This is a genomic window from Rhodoferax sp. (assembly GCF_039922535.1).
Classification (GTDB): Bacteria; Pseudomonadota; Gammaproteobacteria; order Burkholderiales; family Burkholderiaceae_C; genus Rhodoferax_B.
This window is the reverse complement of the sequence record NZ_JBDTEM010000277.1, coordinates 1-20,992: the sequence shown is the minus strand read 5'-3', so window position 1 is coordinate 20,992 and position 20,992 is coordinate 1. Positions and strand designations below refer to the sequence as shown.

General features: G+C 64.5%; 19 protein-coding genes and 1 pseudogene. 17 read left to right on the top strand and 3 right to left on the bottom strand.

The features are described from left to right. The 5 genes from ABI213_RS12800 to ABI213_RS12780 form a co-directional block, all read left to right on the top strand. The coding region (locus ABI213_RS12800; protein WP_348027385.1) for a YchJ family metal-binding protein at positions 1–175 on the top strand (175 nt) is incomplete at its 5' end. Between the two features lie 174 nt (positions 176–349). Next, positions 350–790, top strand: a complete 441-nt coding sequence (locus tag ABI213_RS12795) for a GNAT family N-acetyltransferase (protein ID WP_348027383.1) — start codon at positions 350–352, stop codon at positions 788–790. A 142-nt stretch (positions 791–932) separates the two neighbouring features. Beyond that, positions 933–1,574: a glutathione S-transferase family protein gene (locus ABI213_RS12790; protein ID WP_348027381.1), complete on the top strand. Its 642-nt coding sequence runs from the start codon at positions 933–935 to the stop codon at positions 1,572–1,574. A gap of 213 nt (positions 1,575–1,787) precedes the next feature. Then, the gene (locus ABI213_RS12785; RefSeq protein WP_348007037.1) at positions 1,788–2,891 is read left to right on the top strand and encodes an extracellular solute-binding protein; all 1,104 of its coding nucleotides are present in this window, start codon (positions 1,788–1,790) and stop codon (positions 2,889–2,891) included. A 30-nt stretch (positions 2,892–2,921) separates the two neighbouring features. Beyond that, positions 2,922–4,643 (top strand): diguanylate cyclase, encoded by a 1,722-nt coding sequence (locus ABI213_RS12780; protein WP_348007036.1) that lies wholly within the window; start codon positions 2,922–2,924, stop codon positions 4,641–4,643. A gap of 82 nt (positions 4,644–4,725) precedes the next feature. Here ABI213_RS12780 and ABI213_RS12775 read toward each other — a convergent pair whose 3' ends face one another. After that, positions 4,726–5,634, bottom strand: a complete 909-nt coding sequence (locus ABI213_RS12775) for a LysR family transcriptional regulator (protein WP_348027379.1) — start codon at positions 5,632–5,634, stop codon at positions 4,726–4,728. Between the two features lie 259 nt (positions 5,635–5,893). Here ABI213_RS12775 and ABI213_RS12770 point away from each other — a divergent pair, with 259 nt between their 5' ends. The 6 genes from ABI213_RS12770 (at position 5,894) to ABI213_RS12745 (ending at position 14,838) form a co-directional block, all read left to right on the top strand. Beyond that, positions 5,894–6,694 carry an alpha/beta hydrolase gene (locus ABI213_RS12770; RefSeq protein WP_348006766.1) on the top strand — a complete coding sequence of 267 codons (801 nt, stop codon included), beginning with the start codon at positions 5,894–5,896 and terminating at the stop codon, positions 6,692–6,694. Between the two features lie 111 nt (positions 6,695–6,805). Continuing rightward, positions 6,806–8,029: an efflux RND transporter periplasmic adaptor subunit gene (locus ABI213_RS12765; RefSeq protein WP_348006764.1), complete on the top strand. Its 1,224-nt coding sequence runs from the start codon at positions 6,806–6,808 to the stop codon at positions 8,027–8,029. A gap of 24 nt (positions 8,030–8,053) precedes the next feature. After that, positions 8,054–11,314: an efflux RND transporter permease subunit gene (locus tag ABI213_RS12760; RefSeq protein WP_348027377.1), complete on the top strand. Its 3,261-nt coding sequence runs from the start codon at positions 8,054–8,056 to the stop codon at positions 11,312–11,314. A 24-nt stretch (positions 11,315–11,338) separates the two neighbouring features. After that, positions 11,339–12,754 carry an efflux transporter outer membrane subunit gene (locus ABI213_RS12755; RefSeq protein WP_348007318.1) on the top strand — a complete coding sequence of 472 codons (1,416 nt, stop codon included), beginning with the start codon at positions 11,339–11,341 and terminating at the stop codon, positions 12,752–12,754. A gap of 208 nt (positions 12,755–12,962) precedes the next feature. Next, entirely contained in the window at positions 12,963–13,547 is a 585-nt protein-coding gene (locus ABI213_RS12750; protein WP_348007317.1) for an acyloxyacyl hydrolase, read from the top strand. Between the two features lie 136 nt (positions 13,548–13,683). After that, entirely contained in the window at positions 13,684–14,838 is a 1,155-nt protein-coding gene (locus tag ABI213_RS12745; protein ID WP_348007316.1) for a phytanoyl-CoA dioxygenase family protein, read from the top strand. A 116-nt stretch (positions 14,839–14,954) separates the two neighbouring features. Here the strand turns inward: ABI213_RS12745 and ABI213_RS12740 are convergent. After that, a pseudogene (locus tag ABI213_RS12740) lies at positions 14,955–15,062 on the bottom strand (bestrophin); the annotation flags it as partial. Positions 15,063–15,247: 185 nt separating this feature from the next. Between ABI213_RS12740 and ABI213_RS12735 the strand changes: the two are divergent. From ABI213_RS12735 to msrA, 5 genes are all read left to right on the top strand, one after another. Beyond that, a complete protein-coding gene (locus tag ABI213_RS12735) occupies positions 15,248–15,967 on the top strand; it encodes an aldolase (protein ID WP_348007315.1) in 720 nt (239 codons plus the stop codon). 12 nt (positions 15,968–15,979) lie between these two features. Continuing rightward, complete coding sequence (locus tag ABI213_RS12730; RefSeq protein WP_348007314.1) at positions 15,980–16,555, top strand: chromate transporter; 576 nt, start codon at positions 15,980–15,982, stop codon at positions 16,553–16,555. After that, the gene (locus ABI213_RS12725) at positions 16,552–17,079 is read left to right on the top strand and encodes a chromate transporter (RefSeq protein ID WP_348007313.1); all 528 of its coding nucleotides are present in this window, start codon (positions 16,552–16,554) and stop codon (positions 17,077–17,079) included. Before ABI213_RS12730 ends, ABI213_RS12725 begins: the two co-directional genes overlap by 4 nt. Positions 17,080–17,225: 146 nt before the next feature. Further along, on the top strand, positions 17,226–18,854 hold the full coding sequence (locus ABI213_RS12720; RefSeq protein WP_348007312.1) for a sensor domain-containing diguanylate cyclase: 1,629 nt from the start codon (positions 17,226–17,228) through the stop codon (positions 18,852–18,854). A 136-nt stretch (positions 18,855–18,990) separates the two neighbouring features. After that, positions 18,991–19,494 carry a peptide-methionine (S)-S-oxide reductase MsrA gene (gene msrA / locus ABI213_RS12715; protein WP_348007311.1) on the top strand — a complete coding sequence of 168 codons (504 nt, stop codon included), beginning with the start codon at positions 18,991–18,993 and terminating at the stop codon, positions 19,492–19,494. 252 nt (positions 19,495–19,746) lie between these two features. Here the strand turns inward: msrA and ABI213_RS12710 are convergent, their stop codons facing one another. Further along, entirely contained in the window at positions 19,747–20,568 is an 822-nt protein-coding gene (locus ABI213_RS12710) for a cysteine hydrolase (protein ID WP_348007310.1), read from the bottom strand. A gap of 187 nt (positions 20,569–20,755) precedes the next feature. Between ABI213_RS12710 and ABI213_RS12705 the strand changes: the two genes are divergently transcribed. Continuing rightward, positions 20,756–20,992, top strand: a 237-nt coding sequence (locus ABI213_RS12705) for a hypothetical protein (RefSeq protein ID WP_348027375.1), incomplete at its 3' end; no start/stop codon positions are given.

Genomic DNA, 20,992 nt, shown 5'->3' with positions numbered 1-20,992 from the left:
ATGGCTGGGGCTGGAGGTGCGCAGCGCGGCCGAGGCGGGCGATGCGGGAATCGTCGAATTTGTGGCCCGCTGCCGCGACAGTGGCAAAGCCCAGCGCATGCACGAAACCAGCCGCTTTGTACGGCAGGACGGGCGCTGGTCTTACATCGACGGGCAGATGCACGGGGCGGAATAGGACGGTATGCCGCTGTGCTATTACTCCTGAAAAAATAGCTGCCTGCGCAGGCGCTATATGCGCTGGAGGCCTAAAAAGCTTGTAATTTCGTGGTGCCATACTTTTGCGCACTCTTGGCCCTCCCCAAGGTGCCACGCGGCGGCTAAGCTGGAGTTCTTCAATAGGAGTAAATGCATGCAGATTCGACTTGCCCAAGCCGCAGACTTTGCCCAGTGGCTGCCGCTGTGGAAGGGCTACCAAACGTTTTACAAAACCGACATTGCCGAGTCGGTCACCGCGCTGACTTGGCAGCGCTTTCTGGACCCGGCAGAGCCCATGCACTGCGCCGTGGCCGAAATCGACGGTGCGCTGGTGGGCATGGTGCATTACATCTACCACCGCAGTTGCTGGACGGCGGGCGACTACGTGTACCTGCAAGACCTGTTTACCCTGTCCAACCTGCGCGGCAAGGGCGTTGGGCGGGCCTTGATAGAGCATGTGTACGCCAGTGCCGCCCATGAAGCCGCCGCCCGCGTGTGGTGGCTGACGCACGAGAGCAACCTGGACGCGATGCAGTTGTATGACCGCATTGCCGACAAGAGCGGCTTTGTGCAGTACCGCAAGATGATCGGTTGAGCTGGAGCTATATTTTATGTAGCTGCTTGCGCAGGTGCTATATGCGCTAGAACCTATTTTTAGGGTGAATTGTGACGGGCGATGCCAAGAGGCCCTTGCTGGCAGAATTGGCCCACCCATCCACCCTAGGAGACTTTGGCCCATGCTGACCATCCACCACCTTGGTATCTCGCAGTCGGAGCGCATTGTCTGGCTATGCGAAGAGTTGGGCTTGCCTTACACATTGCAGCACCACACCCGCGACGCAGTGACCATGTTGTCGCCGCCCGCGCTGAAGGCCTTGCACCCGCTGGGCGCGGCACCGGTGATCGTCGATGGCGACTTGGTGCTGGCCGAATCTGGTGCCATCGTGGACTACATCCTGGCCAAGTACGGCGGCGGCCGCCTGGTACTGGGGCCAGACCACCCGGACTTTGCGCAGTACCTGTACTGGCTGCACTTTGCCAATGGCAATTTGCAGCCGGTTCTAGGGCGCAACATGGTTTTGCGGCGGCTCAACCTGGCGGTGGACAATCCTACGTTGGTGACTACACGGGGTCGGTTGGACCTGGTGCTGAACCTGGTCGAGGCGCGCTTGGGCGTGGCCGACTACCTGGCCGGGTCGGTGTTTACCGCGGCCGACACCATGACTGTGTTCTCGCTGACCACCATGCGCACCTTCTTTCCGTTTGACCTGGCCCCGTACCCCCACATCCGCGCCTATTTGCGCCGCATCGGCGACCGTCCGGCCTACCGCAGCGCCATGCGCAAGGGCGATCCGGGCATGGAACCCATGCTGGACTGATCTTCAAGCAGGATAGAGTGCTATTTAAAAAATAGCTGACTGCGCAGCTTGAATCAGCGATTGGACTTGTTTTGGGTGCTTTTCGTGCCCACTACAATCCTCAGTTTGCCTGCTAGTCCAGGCCTTCGGCCTCCCATCCGTCAATAGCCGTTAACCAGAGCTTTCACTCTGAGGCCCCGGCTGTTGTAATGGGGCTTGGCTAGAGTGAAAGCTATGCGCTACCCCATACCTCTTTGTACCTCGGGGCCTTTGCTCAATAGACGGCAGTTTGCGCTGGCCGCTGCGGCATCGCTGCCGCTGGCTGCACCGGTGCGTGCGCGTGCGGCGGCCCCCGAAGTTTTGCGGGTGCTGGCCTGGCCGGGGTATGCGGATGCCGACATCGTCAAGACCTTCGAGCAGCGCATGGGCTGCCAGGTGGAGGTCACGGTGATCGATTCCGACGTGGACCTGTGGCAAAAAATCAGCCAGCAAACCTCTGAAGCGCAGCCTGCGGCTTTTGACGTGTTTGCGGTCAACACCGCCGAGCTGCAACGCTACATCCAGCAGAACTGGGTGCAAGCCATCGCCACCGCCACGGTGCCCAACCTGGTCAAGCAACTGCCGCGCTTTCAGAACCGCGCGGCGATTCCCGGCCTGGTGCACGCGGGCAAAATCTACGCCATTCCCTACACCTATGCCGAGATGGGCCTGGTCTACGACCGCCAGCAAGTCAAGCAGCCGCCCACTTCCATAGCCGCCCTGTGGGACACCCGCTACCAGGGCAAGGTGATTGCCTACAACGCGGGCACGCACAATTTTGCGCTGGCGGCCCTGGCGCTGGGCCTGCCGTCGCCCTTCCGTTTGACCGACAGCCAGTGGCCGCAGGCGGTAGATCGGCTGATTGCCTTACGCCGCAACGCAGGGGGCTTCTACACCCAGCCAGACGAGTCGCTGGCCCTGTTCAAAAACCGCCACGCTGCGCTGCTATTTGCCAACTATGGCCGCCAGCAGGAGACGCTGTTCCGCGCGGCTGGGCTGGACGTGGGCTACGCCATCCCCAAAGAGGGGGCGCTGGCCTGGCTGGACTGCTGGGCCATCACCCGGGGTGCCCGCAACCCGACCCTGGCCGCAGCCTGGATCAGCTACCTGCTGGAGCCCGAGCCGGGCCAAATGCTGGTGCAACGCCAGGGCCTGGCCAACACCACCTCGGCCTCGTCCGATTACCGTGCCCAAGACCGGCTGGTCTGGCTGGAGCCGGTGGAAAGCGAGGATCGCCGCAACCTGCTGTGGAGCCGCATCGTGTCGGGCGACCGGGCCAGCAAGGTCCTGGCCCCATGACATTGGACATTGCATGACATCGGGCATTCCATGAGGTGGGGCATTGTTGGCAAACTGGTCCTGTTGCTGGCCTCGGTAGGCTTTCTGGCGGCGGGGCTGACTGGCTTTTATGCCTACCAGGCTAGCCGCAGCCTGCTGGTAGATGCAGCCAAAAACAAGCTGCTGACTTCGACCCAGGTGCTGGCCCGGCGCATCACCCAGACGCGTGAGGAGGTGTCGCGCAATCTGCAGGTGCTGGCGGGCTTGCCGACCACCATCACTGTTCTGCAGCATGGAGAAGCCGAAGATTCCGAAGAACTGGCCAAGCTGTTTGGCCTGCTGATCGATGCTAATCCCGGCTATCTGCAGCTGCGCCTGATCTCGGCCAGCGACTACGGGCTGGAGCGCGTACGGGTCGAACGGGTGGGGCCGTCCACCCTGCGCGTGCAGGGCGATGACCTGCAGGAAAAAGGCCACTACGCCTATGTGTTTGACACCCTGAAGCTGCCCGCCCGCGCGACCTACATGTCGCGTATCAGTATCAACCACGAAGGCGGCTCCTTCGCGGGCCTGGAGCAGCCCACGCTGCAACTGGCGATGCCGGTGATGGATGCCAGCAACACAGCCATCGGTGTGGTGGTGGTGAATATGGACCTGAACGGTATGTTCAATCTGCTGGCCGCCGACTTGCCGTCCGCATTCAAGCTGTTTTTGGCGAATGCCGAGGGGGATATCCTGGTCCACCCGGACAGCAGCAAGACCTTTGGCTTCGACAAAGGCCGTCGGGTGTTGCTGCAAGACGAGTTTGCGCCCCTGCAGGCGTTGGTCGGCGGGCAGCAGGACCAGGTGGTATTTGAGGCCCGGGAGGGCGGCTATGCCGATGCGCCGGTGGTGGCGGCCTTTATCGCGTCCAAAGTCCAGGTGTCCGGCAGCGAAAGCCGCCTGATCCTGGGCCTGGCACAGCCGCTCGACCAGGTGCTGGCGCAGTCGCAGCAGCTGGGCAGCAGTATTTTGCAGATCGTGCTGGGCCTATTTTTGGTGTGCCTGCTCCTGGCCGTGCTGCTCGCCCGTGCCCTGACGCGTCCTATCAATGCCGTGACCGCTGCCGCCCAGCGCTTTGCCAATGGCCTGCCGCCCGGCGATCTGCCGCTGCGGCGGCGGGATGAAATCGGCAGCCTTGCGCGCAGCTTCCAGCAAATGCACCTGCAGATCACCCGGCAACTGGCCGACCTGCACGACAACCAGGAAGAACTGGAGCACCTGGCCCAGCACGACACGCTGACCGGCCTGGCCAACCGCCGTTTGTTCCAGGAGCGGCTGGAACAGGCCCTGGCCCATGCCCGCCGTTATGGCGAGCAGGTCTGCCTGCTGTTCATCGACCTGGATGCCTTCAAAGCCATCAACGACCAGCACGGGCATGACGCGGGCGACGAGGTGCTCAAAACCGTGGCCCAGCGCATGCAGCAGCTGGTGCGCGAGGTCGACACCGTGGCCCGCCTGGGTGGCGACGAGTTTGTCGTGCTGTTGGGTGCCGCCGTGTCGCACAGCCATTTGGCCGCTATTGCGGGCAAGCTGCTGGCCGTTATCCAGGAACCGATACTGGTGCAGGCCCAGTCCAAGCTGCTGCGGGTCACCGCCAGCATCGGCATCAGCCGCTATCCGCAAAACGGCCAGACCGCCGCCGAAATCCTGGCCACCGCCGATCAGGCTATGTACAGCGCCAAACTGGCTGGACGCGATGCCTACCGCTTCTTTTCTGGCTCAGAGGACTGATTTGCTCTGTTTTTGATAGCTTTCGGCGCAGGTGTAATATGCGCTAGAGACCTAAATGCGTATATTTTCTAGCCTGCGCGCTTCACTGCAAATGCGCGTGCTGGCTGAATAAATCCGCTGCCCAGTCCACAAACGCGCGCACCTTGGCGCTCAGGTGCCGGTTGGGTGGGTACACCACGTACACCGGAATGGACGGTATGGACCAGTCGGGCAGCAGCTGCACCAGCGTGCCATCCGCCAAGTACGGTGCGGCCATGAAGGTGGTCAACTGCGCGATGCCCAGGCCGGCCAGTGTCGCGGCCATGTAGGCGTTGCTGTCGTTCACCGCGATGCGGTAGCTGCTGCTGGGCGTAGTTTGCGCGCCCTCTTTGAAGAAATCGTTGCTAAACATGCGCCCGGTACGGGGCGAAAAGAAGTTCACCATGTGGTGGCTTTGCTCCAGGGCTTGCGGGTTAGTTGGCGTGCCGAAGCGGCGCAGGTAATCGGGCGAGGCCACGGTAAGCAATGGCAGGTTGCCAATGCGCCGCGCGACCAGCGACTGGTCGGTCAACTCGCCGCCACGGATCACGCAGTCCACGTTGTCGCCGATCAAATCCACCGGCCGGTCGCTGACGCCCAGGTCCAGCTGGATGTCGGGGTAGCGCTGGAAGAAGCCGGACAGGGCCGGAATGATCAGCAGGCTGGCCAGTGCCGACCCCACATCCACCCGCAAGCGCCCTTGTGGATTGGTCTGGGCATTGCCCATGCTGGCTTCCAGCTCGTCCAGATCGGCCAGCAGGCGGGCGGTGCGCTCGTAGTAGGCGGCACCGTCGGCGGTGACCGTCACGCGGCGGGTGGTGCGGTTCAGCAGCTTGACGCGCAGGCGGGCCTCCAGGTGCTGGATTTGCTTGGTCACAGTGGCTTTGGGCAGGGCCAGCGAATCGGCCGCCTTGGTAAACGTGCCGGCTTCCACCACCCTGGCAAACACCCGCATGGTCAGTATCTGATCCATAGGTTTCCTTATCATGACCGCGCGCGTCTGGCGCGGTGCCGGATCTTCGCACGCAAAAGAGGGGCGATTGTTGGTGATTTGGAAACAGAGCACTCGCAATACCCCCTCTTTATGCATAGTGCGCAACGCACTACATTCCATTACATTCCCGCACCTTCCACAGGTCACCCCTATGTCGCCCCGTTCCACTGCCACCTCTGCCATCGAAGAAACCAACGTCTGCATTGCGCTGCCCCAGCGTGCGGCGGTGGATGTGCGCATGTACGGCAAACGTGTGCCGGGCGGCGCGGCACCGCTGGTGGTGCATTTCCACGGCGGTGCTTTTGTGGCGGGCGGGCTGGACAACGGCTCTACCGTGGCGCGGCTGCTGGCCGCTGCGGGCGCGGTGGTGGTGTCCGTGGCCTATCCGCTGGCACCGGCGCACCCCTTCCCCGAAGGGGTAGAGGCGGGTTACGAGGTGCTGGCCTGGGTGCACAAGCACCGGGTGCGGCTGGCCGGGCAGGGCGCACGGGTGTTTTTGGCGGGCGAGGAAGCCGGTGGCAACATGGCCGCTGCCGTGGCCGTGATGTCGCGCGACCGGGCGCACCCACCCCTGGCCGGGCAGATTTTGCTGTCGCCCATGCTCGACCCCTGCGTGGGCACCGCCTCGTTGCGCGCGGCTGCCGCCGAGCGCCTGGCCACCGGCTGCATGGACGCCAACGCCTGCAAATTTGTCGATGGCTGGCACCAATACCTGCGCTGCCCTATGGATGCCGAACACCCCTATGCCGTGCCCGGTATTGCGCGCCGCCTGGTGGGCCTGGCCCCCACCCTGGTGCTCAGCGGTGCCGACGACCCGCTGCGCGACGAGGCCCACGCCTATGCCGAGCGCTTGCGCAGCGCCGGTATCGCCGTGACCTACCACCTGCTGCCCAATGCCCAGGGCTGGCCCGACGCGCTCCTGCTCCCGGCCAACAGCGAATGCGCCTGCGCCAGCGCCGTGCAGCAGCAGTTCCGCGCATTTTTTGATGCCACCCGCCCGGCGCTGAAGCCCGCTGCCGACGGTGCGGGCAGTTGTTGACCGGCACCGTTTAACCCCTCCTGATTTACCGCTTTTCCGGCCGTTGTAGCGACCGGCTGGGCCGCTGCATTGCCTTCTGTTTTTTCTTTTTTTTGTTTTTGAAAGACTTTTATGATCCGCACCCCTTCATTTGCTTACCGCAGCGCCGTCTGGACTGTCGCCGCTTCGCTCACCGCCGTGGCGGCTGCTGCTGCCATCGTGTTTGGCATGCAAAGCCCGGCCGAGGCGGGCTCCGGCCCGGCAGCACCACAGGCCACGCCGGTATCGGTTGCCACGGTGGCCGAGAGCCAGGTGAATGCCTGGGACGAGTTCTCGGGCCGCCTGGAAGCCGTGCAGCGCGTCGACATCCGCCCCCGTGTGTCCGGTGCGGTGCAGGCCGTGCATTTCCGCGAGGGCGCGCTGGTCAAGCAGGGCGACCTGCTGATCACCATCGACCCCGCGCCCTATGCCGCCGAGGTGGACCGCAGCGAAGCCCAGGTGGCCGCCGCCCAGGCCCGCGTCTCCCATTCCACCAGCGAGCACGAGCGTTCGCGCCGCCTGTGGGACGAACACGCGATTGCCCAGCGCGAGCTGGACGAAAGCCTGAACACCCTGCGCGAAGCCGAGGCCAATCTGCGTGCTGCCCAGGCCGCCCTGCAAAGCACCCGCCTCAGCCTGGGCTACACCCAGGTGCGGGCCCCGGTGGCCGGCCGCGTCGGCAAACTGGAAGTGACCGTGGGCAACCTGGTGGCTGCGGGCCCCGGTGCGCAGGTGCTGACCACGCTGGTCTCCATCAGCCCCATCTACGCCAGTTTTGATGCCGATGAGCAAGTCATTGCCCGCGCCCTGAAAAGCCTGCATGGCAAGGACGGCGTGAAGGGCTTGGAAGGCATTCCCGTGCAAATGGGCACCGCCGCCAGCGTGGATACGCCGTTCAAGGGCCATCTGCAGCTGGTGGACAACCAGGTGGATGCCAAGAGCGGCACGGTGCGCGCCCGCGCCGTGTTCGACAACGCCGACGGCAGCCTGATGCCCGGCCAGTTTGCCCGCTTGCGCATGGGCCAAACCCAGGCGCAAACGGCCCTGCTGGTGAATGAGCGCGCGGTCGGCACCGACCAGGACAAGAAGTTTGTGCTGGTGGTGGGCAAAGACAACACCGTGGCCTACCGCGAGGTGACTTTGGGCGCGTCGGTGAACGGCCTGCGGGTCGTCAGCAAGGGCCTGGTCGCTGGCGAGACGCTGGTGGTCAACGGCCTGCAGCGTGTGCGCCCCGGTGCGCTGGTCGCGCCACAGCTGGTCCCCATGGACGGCAAACCCGAAGCCCAGGCCAAGCGCGAAGGCGCGGCGCAGTCCTGATTCGGACTTTTTGAGAACAAGACCATGAATTTATCTAAATTTTTTATCGACCGGCCGATCTTTGCCGGCGTGCTGTCGCTGCTGATGCTGATCGCCGGGCTGATCGCGCTGCGCAGCCTGCCGATTTCGGAATACCCTGAGGTCGCACCGCCATCGGTGGTGGTGCGCGCCCAGTACCCCGGCGCGAACCCGAAAGTGATTGCTGAAACCGTAGCCACGCCACTGGAAGAAAGCATCAACGGCGTGGAAGGCATGCTCTACATGGGCAGCCAGGCCACCACCGACGGTGTGATGACGTTGACCGTCACCTTCAAGCTTGGCACCGACCCCGACAAGGCCCAGCAGCTGGTGCAAAACCGCGTTTCGCAGGCCGAGCCGCGCCTGCCCGAAGAGGTGCGCCGTCTGGGCGTGACGACGGTGAAAAGCGCACCCGATCTGACCATGGTGGTGCACCTGACTTCGCCCAACCAGCGCTACGACATGAACTACCTGCGCAACTACGCGGTGCTGAACGTGAAAGACCGCCTGGCGCGCATTCCCGGCGTGGGCCAGGTGCAGATCTTCGGCGGTGGCGACTATTCGATGCGCGTCTGGCTGGACCCGCAAAAGGTCGCGCAGCGCGGCTTGTCGGCCAGCGACGTGGTGGCTGCCATCCGCGGGCAAAACGTGCAGGCAGCGGCGGGCGTGGTAGGCGCATCGCCCGGCCTCGCCGGTGTGGACATGCAGTTGTCCATCAACGCCCAGGGCCGTCTGCAGAGCGAAGAAGAGTTTGGCGACATCATCGTCAAGACCAGTGCCGATGGTGCCATCACCCGGCTGCGCGACATTGGCCGCCTGGAAATGGGCGCGGCCGACTATTCCCTGCGTTCGCTGCTGAACAACGACCCGGCCGTGGGCATGGGCGTGTTCCAGGCACCCGGCTCCAACGCGCTGGACATCTCGGCCAATGTGCGCCAGACCATGGCCGAGCTGCAAAAGAACATGCCCGAAGGTGTGGAGTTCCGCATCGCCTACGACCCCACGCAGTTTGTGCGTGCCTCGATTGAGTCGGTGGTGCACACCCTGCTGGAAGCCGTGCTGCTGGTGGTGCTGGTGGTGATTTTGTTCCTCCAGACCTGGCGTGCCTCCATCATTCCGCTGCTGGCCGTGCCGGTGTCGGTGGTGGGCACGTTTGCCGTGCTGCACATTCTGGGCTTCTCGATCAACGCACTCAGCCTGTTCGGCCTGGTGCTGGCCATCGGCATCGTGGTGGACGATGCCATCGTGGTGGTGGAAAACGTGGAGCGCAATATCGAAGCCGGCCTGACCCCACGCGAAGCCACTTACCGCGCCATGCGCGAGGTGTCCGGCCCCATCATCGCCATCGCCCTGGTGCTGGTGGCGGTGTTTGTGCCGCTGGCCTTCATCAGCGGGCTGACCGGCCAGTTCTACAAACAGTTTGCGGTGACGATTGCCATCTCTACGGTGATTTCGGCCATCAACTCGCTGACCCTGTCGCCTGCGCTGGCCGCCTTGCTGCTGCGCGGCCACGATGCCCCCAAGGACGCGTTGACGCGCGGCATGGACAAGGCCTTTGGCTGGCTGTTCCGCGGTTTCAACCGCTTCTTCCAACGCGGCTCCGAGGCCTACAGCGGCGGCGTGAAGGCCGTGATTGGCCGCAAGACGCTGATGCTGGTGGTCTACCTGGTGCTGGTGGGCGTGACCTTTGGCCTGTTCAAGGCCGTGCCCAGCGGCTTTGTGCCCGCGCAGGACAAGCAGTACCTGATCGGCTTTGCTCAGTTGCCCGACGGTGCCACGCTGGACCGTACCGAAGACGTGGTGCACCGCATGGGCGAGCTGGTCAAACAGAACCCGAATGTGGAAGACGCAATAGCCTTTCCCGGCCTGTCGATCAACGGTTTCACCAACAGCTCCAACTCGGGCGTGGTGTTTGTCACCCTCAAGCCGTTTGACCAGCGCAAGCGCGCCGACCAGAGCGGTGGTGCCATCGCCGGCCAACTGAACCAGGCCTTCGGCAGCATCCAGGATGCCTTCATCGTGATGTTCCCGCCGCCTCCCGTGGCCGGTTTGGGCACCACCGGCGGCTTCAAGCTGCAGCTGGAAGACCGCGGTTCGCTGGGCTACGTCGAGATGGACAAGGCCGTCAAAGCCTTCATGGCCAAGGCCTACCAAACCCCCGAGCTGGCCGGTATGTTCACCAGCTGGCAGGTCAACGTGCCGCAGTTGTATGCCGACATCGACCGCACCAAGGCCCGCCAACTCGGCGTGCCGGTGACCGACATCTTCGACACCATGCAGATCTACCTGGGCAGCCTGTATGCCAACGACTTCAACAAGTTTGGCCGTACCTACAGCGTGCGGGTGCAGGCCGATGCGCCGTACCGTGCCCGTGCCGAGGACGTGGGCCTACTGAAGGTGCGCTCCACCACCGGCGAGATGGTGCCGCTGTCGGCGCTGATGAAGGTCAACGCCAGCTTCGGCCCCGAGCGCGCCATGCGCTACAACGGCTACTTGGCAGCGGACGTCAACGGTGGCCCGGCCCCCGGCTACTCCAGCGGCCAGGCGCAGGATGCCATCAACCGCATCGCTGCCGAAACCCTGCCCAAGGGCATGGCCTTTGAATGGACCGAGCTGACCTACCAGGAGATATTGGCAGGCAACTCCGCCATGCTGGTGTTCCCGCTGGCGATCCTGCTGGTGTTCTTGGTGCTGGCCGCGCAGTACGAAAGCCTGACCCTGCCGGTGGCCATCATCCTGATCGTGCCCATGGGCCTGCTGGCGGCGATGACCGGCGTGTGGCTGCACGGCGGTGACAACAACGTCTTCACCCAGATCGGGCTGATCGTGCTGGTGGGCCTGAGCGCCAAGAACGCCATCCTGATCGTCGAATTCGCCCGCGAGCTGGAGATGGCAGGCCGCACCCCGGTGCAGGCCGCCATCGAAGCCAGCCGCCTGCGCCTGCGGCCAATTTTGATGACCTCGCTGGCCTTTGTGATGGGCGTGCTGCCCCTGGTGCTGTCTACCGGCGCGGGTGCCGAGATGCGCGCTGCCATGGGTGTGGCGGTGTTCGCCGGGATGATCGGCGTGACCGCATTTGGCCTGTTCCTGACGCCGGTGTTCTATGTGCTGATGCGCCGCGTGGCGGGCAACAAGCCGCTGAAGCTGCACGGCGCCGTGCCGGACGCGGTGGAAGCGCCCATCGTTTCTGTTCATGGCACCCATGGCACACATGGCGGCGCTTCAGCCCGTCCGGTGCTGGCCGGCCCCGTGCAGCCGCTGGATTGACCTACCCAAGAATTGAGAAACACCATGAAGTTCTTACCCCAAAGCCTGGCACCGTTGCTGGCCGCCCTGGTGCTGGCCGGTTGCGCCACCGCACCGGCCATTGACACGGCAACCCTGGTCGCCACCCCGGTGGCGTTCAAGGAAAACGCCCAAAACCCCCAATGGACCCAGGTCCGCCCCGCCGAAGCCCGCGACCGCGGCACCTGGTGGCGCGCCTTTGCCGACCCCGCGCTGGATGCGCTGGTAGACCGTGCCACCCAGCAGAACACCAGCATCGCCGAAGCGGCGGCCCGACTGGCCCAGGCCCGCGCTTTGTTGCGCTCCAGTGAGTCTGACCGCGCGCTGCAAGCGGGCATCGGTGCCGGTGCAGCCCGCCAGGCGGGTGCCGGTACCACCAACGGCAGCACGCCCAGCACCTTGCTGAATGCCAACCTAAACCTGTCTTACGAAGTGGACCTGTTTGGCAAACTGGCCCGCGCCACCGATGCCGCCGGGCTGGACGCACAAGCCCGTGCCGCCCTGCTGCAAAGCACGCGCCTGCTGGTGCAGGCCGACGTGGCCCAGACCTACCTGAGTCTGCGCGCGCTGGATGCCGAGCGGGCCCTGGTCCGCGAAACCCTGGACGCGTACCGCGGCACCGTGGAGCTGACCCAAAGCCGCTTCCGCGCCGGGGATGTGGCCGAGCTGGACGTGGTGCGCGTGCAAACCGAAGTGGCCGCCACCGAGTCCGAAGCCCTGGCCCTGGACCGCCGCCGCGCCACGCTAGAACACGCGCTGGCCGTGCTGGTGGGCGACACCGCGTCCAGCTTCAGTCTGGACCGTGCCGACTGGCATACCGCGTTGCCGGTGATTCCGGCGGGCGTGCCCGCCACCGTGCTCACGCGCCGCCCTGACGTGGCCGCCGCCCAAAGCAGCTTGCTGGCCGCCCAAGCCCGCGTCGGCGTGGCCCAGGCTGCCTGGTTTCCCAGTGTGTCGCTGACCGCTGCCGGGGGCTTTGCGTCGCCAGACCTGGGCGATGTTTTCAAGTGGTCGGCCCGCGCCTGGGGTGTTGGCGCGCTGCTGTCCATGCCCTTGCTGGACGGTGGCCGCCGCGAAGCGGGGATACAGGCTGCCAGCGCCCAGCTCGACGGTGCCACCGCCCAGTACCGCGGCCAGGTGCTGCTGGCTTTCCAGGAAGTGGAAGACCAGCTCGCCGCACTGCGGTTGCTGGAGCAGCAAGCCCAGGCCCAGGACCGCGCCGTGGCCTCCGCCAGCCGCGCCACGGTGTTGTCTGATGCGCGTTACCGCAATGGCCGCGTCAGCCAGCTCGACCTGCTGGATGCCCGCCGCAGCGAGCTCAGCAACCGCCGCCAGGCCCTGAACGTGCGCTCGGCGCAGTACCAGGCCACGGTGATGCTGGTGCGGGCGCTGGGGGGCGGCTGGGACAGCGTAAAGTTATAAGGAAAAAATGGCTTTGGCGCAGGTAACATCTGCGCGGGCAGCTATGAAATATGCAGCTTTAGCGGACCATCATGTCAGCCAACGCCTACAACCCCACGGCGTGGCTGCCGCTGCATTTTTTCTATAGCAGTGGCACAATTTTTTTCATGTGCGCAGAAGCAGATCGCTCCTAAGTCTGCCTGCCATTTTCTTGGAAGAACGGATAAACATGAGCAACACACCAAGACGGGCGCACGGATGGGCGCGGGCTTTTCAGACCGTGGCGGTATCGCTGTGCGGGCTGGCCGGTAGCGGCTATGCCAGCGCGGCAGAACCCGCGGGGCCGTCGGTCTATCTGGAGGGCGGCAAGACCTTCCAGCAGGGTGGCGACACCCGCATGGCCACTATCGGCCTGCGCCTGCCGGTGCAGCGCACGTTGTGGGACGGTCGCGTCACGGCAGCCTGGGATCTGTACTTGAGCGACTGGAAGGCCGATGCCGTACCGGGCGCGCGTTCGCAGTTCAGCCAGTTCGGGCTGGTGCCCATGTTCCGTTACCGCTTCGATGCCGGGCAGTCGCCCTGGTTTGTGGAGGGCGGGGTGGGCGTCTCGTACCTGAACGAGTCGTACCAGACCCCCAACAAGTCGTTCAGCACGCAATGGAACTTCAGCGACCACCTGGGCGTGGGCCGCAGTTTTGGCGCTGATCGCCGCCAGGAGCTGGGTGTGTACGTCAAGCACGTGTCCAACGCCGGTTTGCGCCGCCCCAATCCGGGCGAGAGCTTTGTGTTGTTGCGTTACGCCTACGCGTTCTGACATCGCTTAGCCCGTTATCCCATCGCGTGAACGGGTGTTGGGGGTGCTTTTTAGGTGCCTTTGAAGGGTTTCAACCCTACCCTGGATAGCCGCTGTGCCTACACTTTGCGCACCTTTTCACCGTTAGCACCCTCCCATGCCCTTACACGATCTGCCCCATTGGTTGGACCCGCAAGCCTGCACAGTGGCCGGCCTGGATGCCCTGGTGCGCACGCCCACACGGCCTGGCGACTACCCCCTGGCAAGCACCATCACCCAGGGTGTGCCGGTCTATGACGGCGTGCAGATCCGCGGTGCCTGCCCGGCTGCGCAGCGGGCGCTGATGGCCGAGTGGTGCCGCGTCTGGCAGGACGGCCCCGGCGTGCTGGTGTTGCAGGCCGCGTTTGACGATCTGGTCGTGGTGGACGCGGCCACCGCAGAATTCCACCAGCTGATTGCTGCCGAGCGCCTCACTGGCACCAAGGCCGACCACTTCGCCAAGCCCGGTGCCAACGACCGGGTGTGGAATGCGCTGGAAAAACTCTGTGTGGCCGCGCCCGAGGTGTTTGCCGCGTACTACGGCAACCCGCTGCTGGCCTGGGCGTGCGAGGCCTGGCTGGGCCCGGCCTACCAGGTGACATCGCAGATCAACTCCGTCAACCCCGGCGGTGCCGCGCAAATGGCCCACCGCGATTACCACCTGGGATTTTTAGGCCCCGTGCAGGCCGCCCGCTACCCGGCGCATGTGCACCGGCTGTCGCCCGCCTTGACGCTGCAGGGCGCGGTGGCCCATGTGGACATGCCGGTGGAAAGCGGCCCCACGCTGTACCTGCCGCATTCGCAGAAGTACGGGCCCGGCTACCTGGTGGCGGGCCAGCCGGACTTCCAGGCGTACTTTGATGCGCACCACGTGCAACTGCCGCTGAAAAAAGGCGATGCGGTGTTTTTCAACCCCGCGCTGATGCACGCCGCGGGCCACAACCGTTCGGCCGACATCCACCGGCTGGCCAATCTGCTGCAGGTGTCCAGCCCCTTTGGCCGCGCCATGGAGTCGGTGGATCGGCTGCGCATGTGCCGGGCGTTGTACCCGGCCTTGCGGGGCATGGCGGCGGCAGAGCAGGCCAGCGCCGTGGCAGCCTGCGCCGAGGGCTATGCCTTCCCCACCAACCTCGACCGCGACCCGCCGCTGGGCGGCCTGGCCCCTGAGAGCCAGCAAGCATTGCTGCTACGGGCTTTGCAAGAAGACTGGCCGTTTGCGCAACTGGATGCGGCCTTGCAACAACAAGCCGACAAAAAACCAAGCTACGGATGAAGACCACCACCGCATTTCTCTGCCGCGGCACCGGGTGGATTTTGGGTTAATTGCTATTAATTAAGTAGCATTTAGCGCGGGTGCTACCTGCGCTGGAGGCCTAAAAAGCTTGTAACTCAGGTGAGTAGGTAATCCACCGCTTGCAGCGGCGGCGGGATGTGGTCGTCGCCCAGCGATTCGCGCAGATTGATCACGATGGCGCGGCAGATCGCGTCCAGCGGCAAGAAAAGGCGCAGGCCTGAAGGCCGGTTACAAACAAGCATGGACGACCCAAGATGGCTGCAGCGGGCATACGGGTTTGTACGGACATGCCTGCAGAGTAGTGGCGCTTTCCAGCACAATCTGCGGCAGGTCCGACCGGCGCACTGTGCCCCGCCAAACTACAAAACACCCCACCACAAGGATTCCCATGCATGCAGAAGATTACGCATCCGACACCGTCAGCCGCTTGCGCGCCGACCTGGCCCTGGCGCTGCGGGCGGCCGCCCACCATGGCCTGGGCGAAGGGGTGTGCAACCATTTCAGCCAGGAGCTGCCCGACCACTCCGGGCGCTTTTTGCTGAATCCGCGCGGCCTGCTGTGGAGCGAGGTGCAGGCCGACGACATCGTGATGGTCGATACCCAGGGCCAGAAACTGGTGGGCCGCCACGAGGTGGAGTCCAGCGCCATGTTCATCCACGCCGGCATCCACCGGCTGTGTGCCAAAGCCTGCGTGCTGCACACCCACATGCCCTATGCCACGGCGCTGACCCTCACCACCGACCGCGCGCTGGACACCACTTTGTCGCAAAACGCCATGCGCTACCACGGCCGCACGGCCATCGATAGCGCCTACAACGGCCTGGCACTGGACCACCATGAGGGCGAGCGCATTGCCCGCGCCATGGGTTCGGCCGACATCGGCTTTTTGGGCAACCACGGCCTGGTGGTCTGCGGCGACCGGTTGGACTACGCCTACGACGACCTGTATTACCTGGAGCGCGCCTGCCAGGCCCAGGTGCTGGCCCAGTCCACCGGGCGGCCGCTGGCCCCCAGCAACGAAGCGCTGGCCGAAGAGGTGTGCCGCCAAATGGCCAGTGAGCGGCTGCAGTCCACGCTGTTTTTCGAAGCCTTGCGCCGGACCCTCTGAAGCCGGTTTGCCATGTCGTCTTCTACCGTTGCGCCCTCGCTGCGCAGCATTTTTTTAGCCTTCTCCAAGATTGGGCTGACCAGCTTTGGTGGCGGCCTGAGCGGCTGGCTGCTGCGTGAATTCGTGCAGCGCCGGGCCTGGCTGACCGAGCAGGAGTTTTTAAGTGGCCTGGCGCTGGCGCAGGCGTTTCCGGGTGTCAACGTGGTGAATCTGGCGATCTGGATCGGCTTTAGGCTGCGGGCCGGGCCGGGGGCGGTGGTGGCGGCGCTGGGCATGGTGGTGCCCGCCATGGCAGTGGCGATGCTGCTGGTGGCGCTGTTTGCCAGTGTGGGCGATTCGCACCGCGTGCACATTGCGCTGGCGGGCGTGGCCGCCGCTGCCGTGGGCCTGTCGCTGCAAACCGGGCTGCGTGCGGCCCGCAGTGCCGCCCGTGGCCTGGCCCGCACGCTGGTCGTGGCGGCCACCTTTGCCGCCATTTTTGTGTGGCGACTGCCGTTGCTGTGGGTGGTAGGCACGATGGCACCGCTGTCGATTGCGCTGGCCTGGGACCGCCTCCGCGTCAAAGATGCCCAGGACGCCGCGCCATGAACTTTCGGCTGCTGGGCGATTTGCTGGCGGTGTTTGTGCCGCTGTCTTTTTTGAGCGTGGGCGGCGGCCAAAGCATCCTGGCCGACATCCACCGGCAGGCGGTGGGCGTACACGGCTGGATGACGGACGCGCAATTTCTGGATTTGTACGCCCTGTCGCGCATCACGCCGGGGCCGGGTTCGCTGCTGGTCACCCTGGTGGGCTGGCATGTGGCGGGCTTTTGGGGCGCGCTGGTGGCTTCGGCGGCGATCTTTGTGCCTACTTCGCTGCTGGTGTTTGGCCTGGCGCATGTGTGGTCGCGCTACCGCGACCGACCCGCCATCCGCGCCGTTGAGTCGGGCCTGGCCCCGGTGGCGGCCGGCATGGTGCTGGCTGCGTCCTGCACCGTGCTGCGCGCGGCCGAGGGCGGTGTCTGGGCCTGGGCCGTGGCGGCTCTGTCTACCCTAGCGCTGGTGTGGACGCGGGTCAGCCCGCTGCTGATGCTGGCGGTGGGCGGGCTGGTGTTTTTGCTGGCGCTGCACTGAACCGATGATTGCTACTTTTTTAATAGCTGCTGGTGCAGGTAGCACCTGCGCTGGAGGCCTAAAAAAGTTATAACGCTATTTCTTGAAAAGACTAAGATCAGCGGCAATCGATATCCCGCGCCCGCGGGAGTAACCAGCAAAAAGATATGGCCCTGTCGATACCGTCCGAAGATCCCGGTTCCACAACCCCCAGCATCTCGGTGGCCACCGCCCGGCGCCTGCGCGTGGGATTGGTGTTGGGGCTGGTGTGCGCCAACCTGCTGGTGTTGGTGCTGTCGGGTGATTCGCTCTACCTGAGCCGCCAGCATGCCGTGCAGCGGGCCGAAACGCAAACCCAAAACATCGCCAATGCACTGGACCAGACCGTGTCCAGCGATATCGAAAAGGTCGATCTGGCCTTGCAGGCGGTGGCCGATGAACTGGAGCGGCAACTGGCCAGCCAGGGCCTGGACGAGGTCGCCATGCAAGCCTTTTTGCTGCGGCTGGAACAACGCCTGCCCCAGGTGGAGGCGATGCGCGTGGCGCAGGCCGATGGCCTGGTGGTGCTGGGCCGGGGGCTGAACAAGGCTGAACGCAGCAGCTGGCTAGACCGCGACTATTTTGGGGTGCTGCGTGACCATCCAGAAACCGGGCTGTACATCTCCAAGCCGCTGGTGGGTCGGGTGTCCCGGCAGTCCATCATTGCCTTTGCGCGGCGTTATAACTACCCGGATGGCCGGTTTGCCGGGGTGGTGGCGGCCCCGATCGCGATCATCCATTTTTCGCAGATCCTGGCGCGGTTTGACGTCGGCCCCAACGGCTCGCTGATCTTGCGCGATGCCGATGTGGGCCTGATCACCCGCGTGCCCGCCATTGCCGACAAACCCGCGGGGCAGTTGGGCCACAGCGCCGTGTCCAAAGAGTTTCGCCAGCAATTGCAGTCGGGTGCCCGCACTGCCAGCTATTTCACGGCGGCGGGTGCCGACGGGCTGGAGCGCCTGTCCACCTACCGCTACCTGCAGCAGGCCCCAATGCTGGTGGTCGTCTCCATGGCGCAGCGTGACTACCTGGCGGGCTGGAACCTGGAGGTCTACCGCAGCGTGGTGATGGCGGGCAGTTTTCTGCTGGTGTCGCTGCTGCTGGGGGTTTTCTTGCTGCGCGCGCTGCAGCAAACCGAAAAGCACCAGCGCCTGCTGGAAGTGCAGCTGACCAAGATTTCGTCGCTGCAGGCCCTGTTGCAAGAGCAGGCTATCCGCGACCCGCTGACCGGCTTGTTCAACCGCCGCTACCTGGACGAAACGCTGGCCCGCGACCTGACCCGCGCCCGGCGCGAAGACCAGCCGCTGGCCCTGGCGTTGCTGGACCTGGACGGCTTCAAGCGCATCAACGACACCTATGGCCACCTGGCGGGCGACCAGGTGCTGAAAAGCCTGTCGGCCCTGCTGGGCAAAGGCGCGCGCCAGACCGACACGATTTGCCGCTTTGGGGGCGAAGAGTTTTTGGCCGTGCTGCCCAAAATGTCGCTCGACCAGGCGCAGCACAAAGTGGATGCGTGGCGGCTGGAGTTTGCCCAAACCCCGATTGCGTTTGGCGATGCCAGTTTGCACGTCACGTTTTCCGCGGGCATTGCGGCCTTTCCCCAGCACGGTGCCGATAGCGGCGAACTGGTCACCTGCGCCGATGCCGCGCTGTACCGTGCCAAACAGGCCGGGCGCAACCGCGTGCTGTCGTACGAGGCGGCTGCTGGAACACCGGCACAGCCTGCAGGACAGGACCACGATGGTAAAAATGCGTAGACCCAGATACTATGCATTTGATAGCTTCACGCGCAGGTGGAATATGCGGAAGAGGCCCATTTGGCTTATAAATTCTTGAAACCGGGGCTTCTGTCACCAACTGCAGCTTCCATCCCAATCCAAGAAGGACAACACCATGGCTATCGAAACCGCAGTACTGGCAGGCGGCTGTTTTTGGGGCATGCAGGATTTAATCCGCAAGCTGCCCGGCGTCGTCTCCACCCGCGTGGGCTATGTGGGCGGCAGCAACGACCACCCCAACTACCGCAACCATCCCGGCCATGCCGAGGGCGTGGTGATCGGCTTTGACGACACCGTCACCAGCTACCGCGCGATTTTGGAATTCTTCTTCCAGATCCACGATCCCAGCACGGTGAACCGCCAGGGCAACGACGTGGGCACCAGCTACCGGTCGGCCATTTTTTACACCAGCGATAGCCAAAAGGCCGTCGCCCTGGACACCATCCAGGACGTGAATGCCTCGGGCCTGTGGCCGGGCAAAGTGGTCACCGAGGTGTTGCCCGCGCCCACCTTCTGGGATGCCGAACCCGAGCACCAAGACTATTTGGTGCACCGCCCGAATGGTTACACCTGCCATTTTGCCCGTCCCGGCTGGAAGCTGCCCGCTCGCGCGGCTTGAGGTTACAAGCTTTTTAGCCCGCTAGCGCAGGTGCTACCTGCGCAGGCAGCTATCGTAAAGTGAGCAGATGAGCCCGGTGCCGCCACCGAGCCGCCGATGAGCGCGTTCAGCACCGCAGGGAAGGCACAGAGCGCGTAGATGAAGGGCTGGTGCAAAACATCCAAAGTGCGGGTGCTGCGGGTGGCATCACCGGGCCCTTTGCATCGAATGGAGCTTTGCGGTTTCAAGCCATCAAATGATGGCCGTGATCCTTTAAATAATCTGTAGCAAGATATCTGTACTGGTCGCCAGCGCCACCCCTTGGGCCTGCATGTCCAGCAAAAACGACTCGTGCTGCAGCTGGAAACCGCCCACCGGGCTCATGCAGTCGGTCAGCAGCACGATGCGCCGGGGGCGCTGGCGGGCCAGGTTTTGCATGATGTGCTCGGTGGTGGCGCGCACGCAGTGGCTGCTGGCTTCCCCGGCAATCAGCAGCACATCGGCCTGGTCCATGGCGGCCATCAGTGCGTGGTTCAGCTGGGTGGATTCGTCGTGGGCATCGGGCACTTCGGCCATGACGGCGCTGTAGTGCTCGGTCCAAGGGTTGCTGCCCTTGGTGAGCTTGGTGACGCTGCGGCCCTGCTGGTCTTCCCAGAGGTTGTAGGCGGCGTGCACCTCGGCGTGTACGTTGTGGCCCCAAGTGCCGATTTCGCAGTGCACCGGCCAGACCATCAGCGTGTAGCGGCCCCGGGCTTCCAGCGCATCCAGGTAGGCCAGGGTGCGGCCCAACGCTGCGGGCTGGCGCGGCAGGTACTGGCCTGCGTGCACGGCGGCGGCGGTGATGGTGGTGAACGGCGTGACCGGGCTGCCATCGGCCTGCTGCCAGAAGGTGGGGTGGGCTATGTCCAGACGGTGGTGCGAATCCAGGGTGATGGTGATGTCGGTCAGCTGCGGCCCGCGGGCGTGGATGAAGGCGGCCAAGCGCTGCATGTCGGCATCGGCACCCGCGACCGGCAGGGCGGGTGTAGCTGGGCTGGGTAAGTCGCAAAAGTCATTTTGCGGGTCGATGATGAGCAGGTGGGTGTGGTGCGTCATAGCGGGCTTCGGTCTCCATCAAGGGCGGGCAGTGAACAGGGAAGAGAGCAGGGCAGAGAGGGATAGGCCGCGGATTTGTAATTGTTCGTAAGCCAGTGCGCCCAATAGGGCCAGAAATAGTACTGCTGCCAGAACCCAGGGTGCGCGGCGGCGGCGGCGGGGTCGTGGCTGCGGGGGCAGTGGCGGCATGGTGTACGCGGGCTTGGCGGCGGCCGGAGCGGGTGCGGATTTTGGTAACGGGGCCGGCGTAGATGGCATGACGGGTGCCGATGTCGGTGCTGGTTTCGCGGCTAGCACTGGAACGGGCGCGGGTGCGGGTGCAGGTGCAGGTGCGGGCACCGGGGCTGCAGGCGGCGACACCACGGGTGCTGCTACTGGCTTGGCGAAAGGCATGGCAGCAGGTTTTGCCATGGCTTGTTCCAGC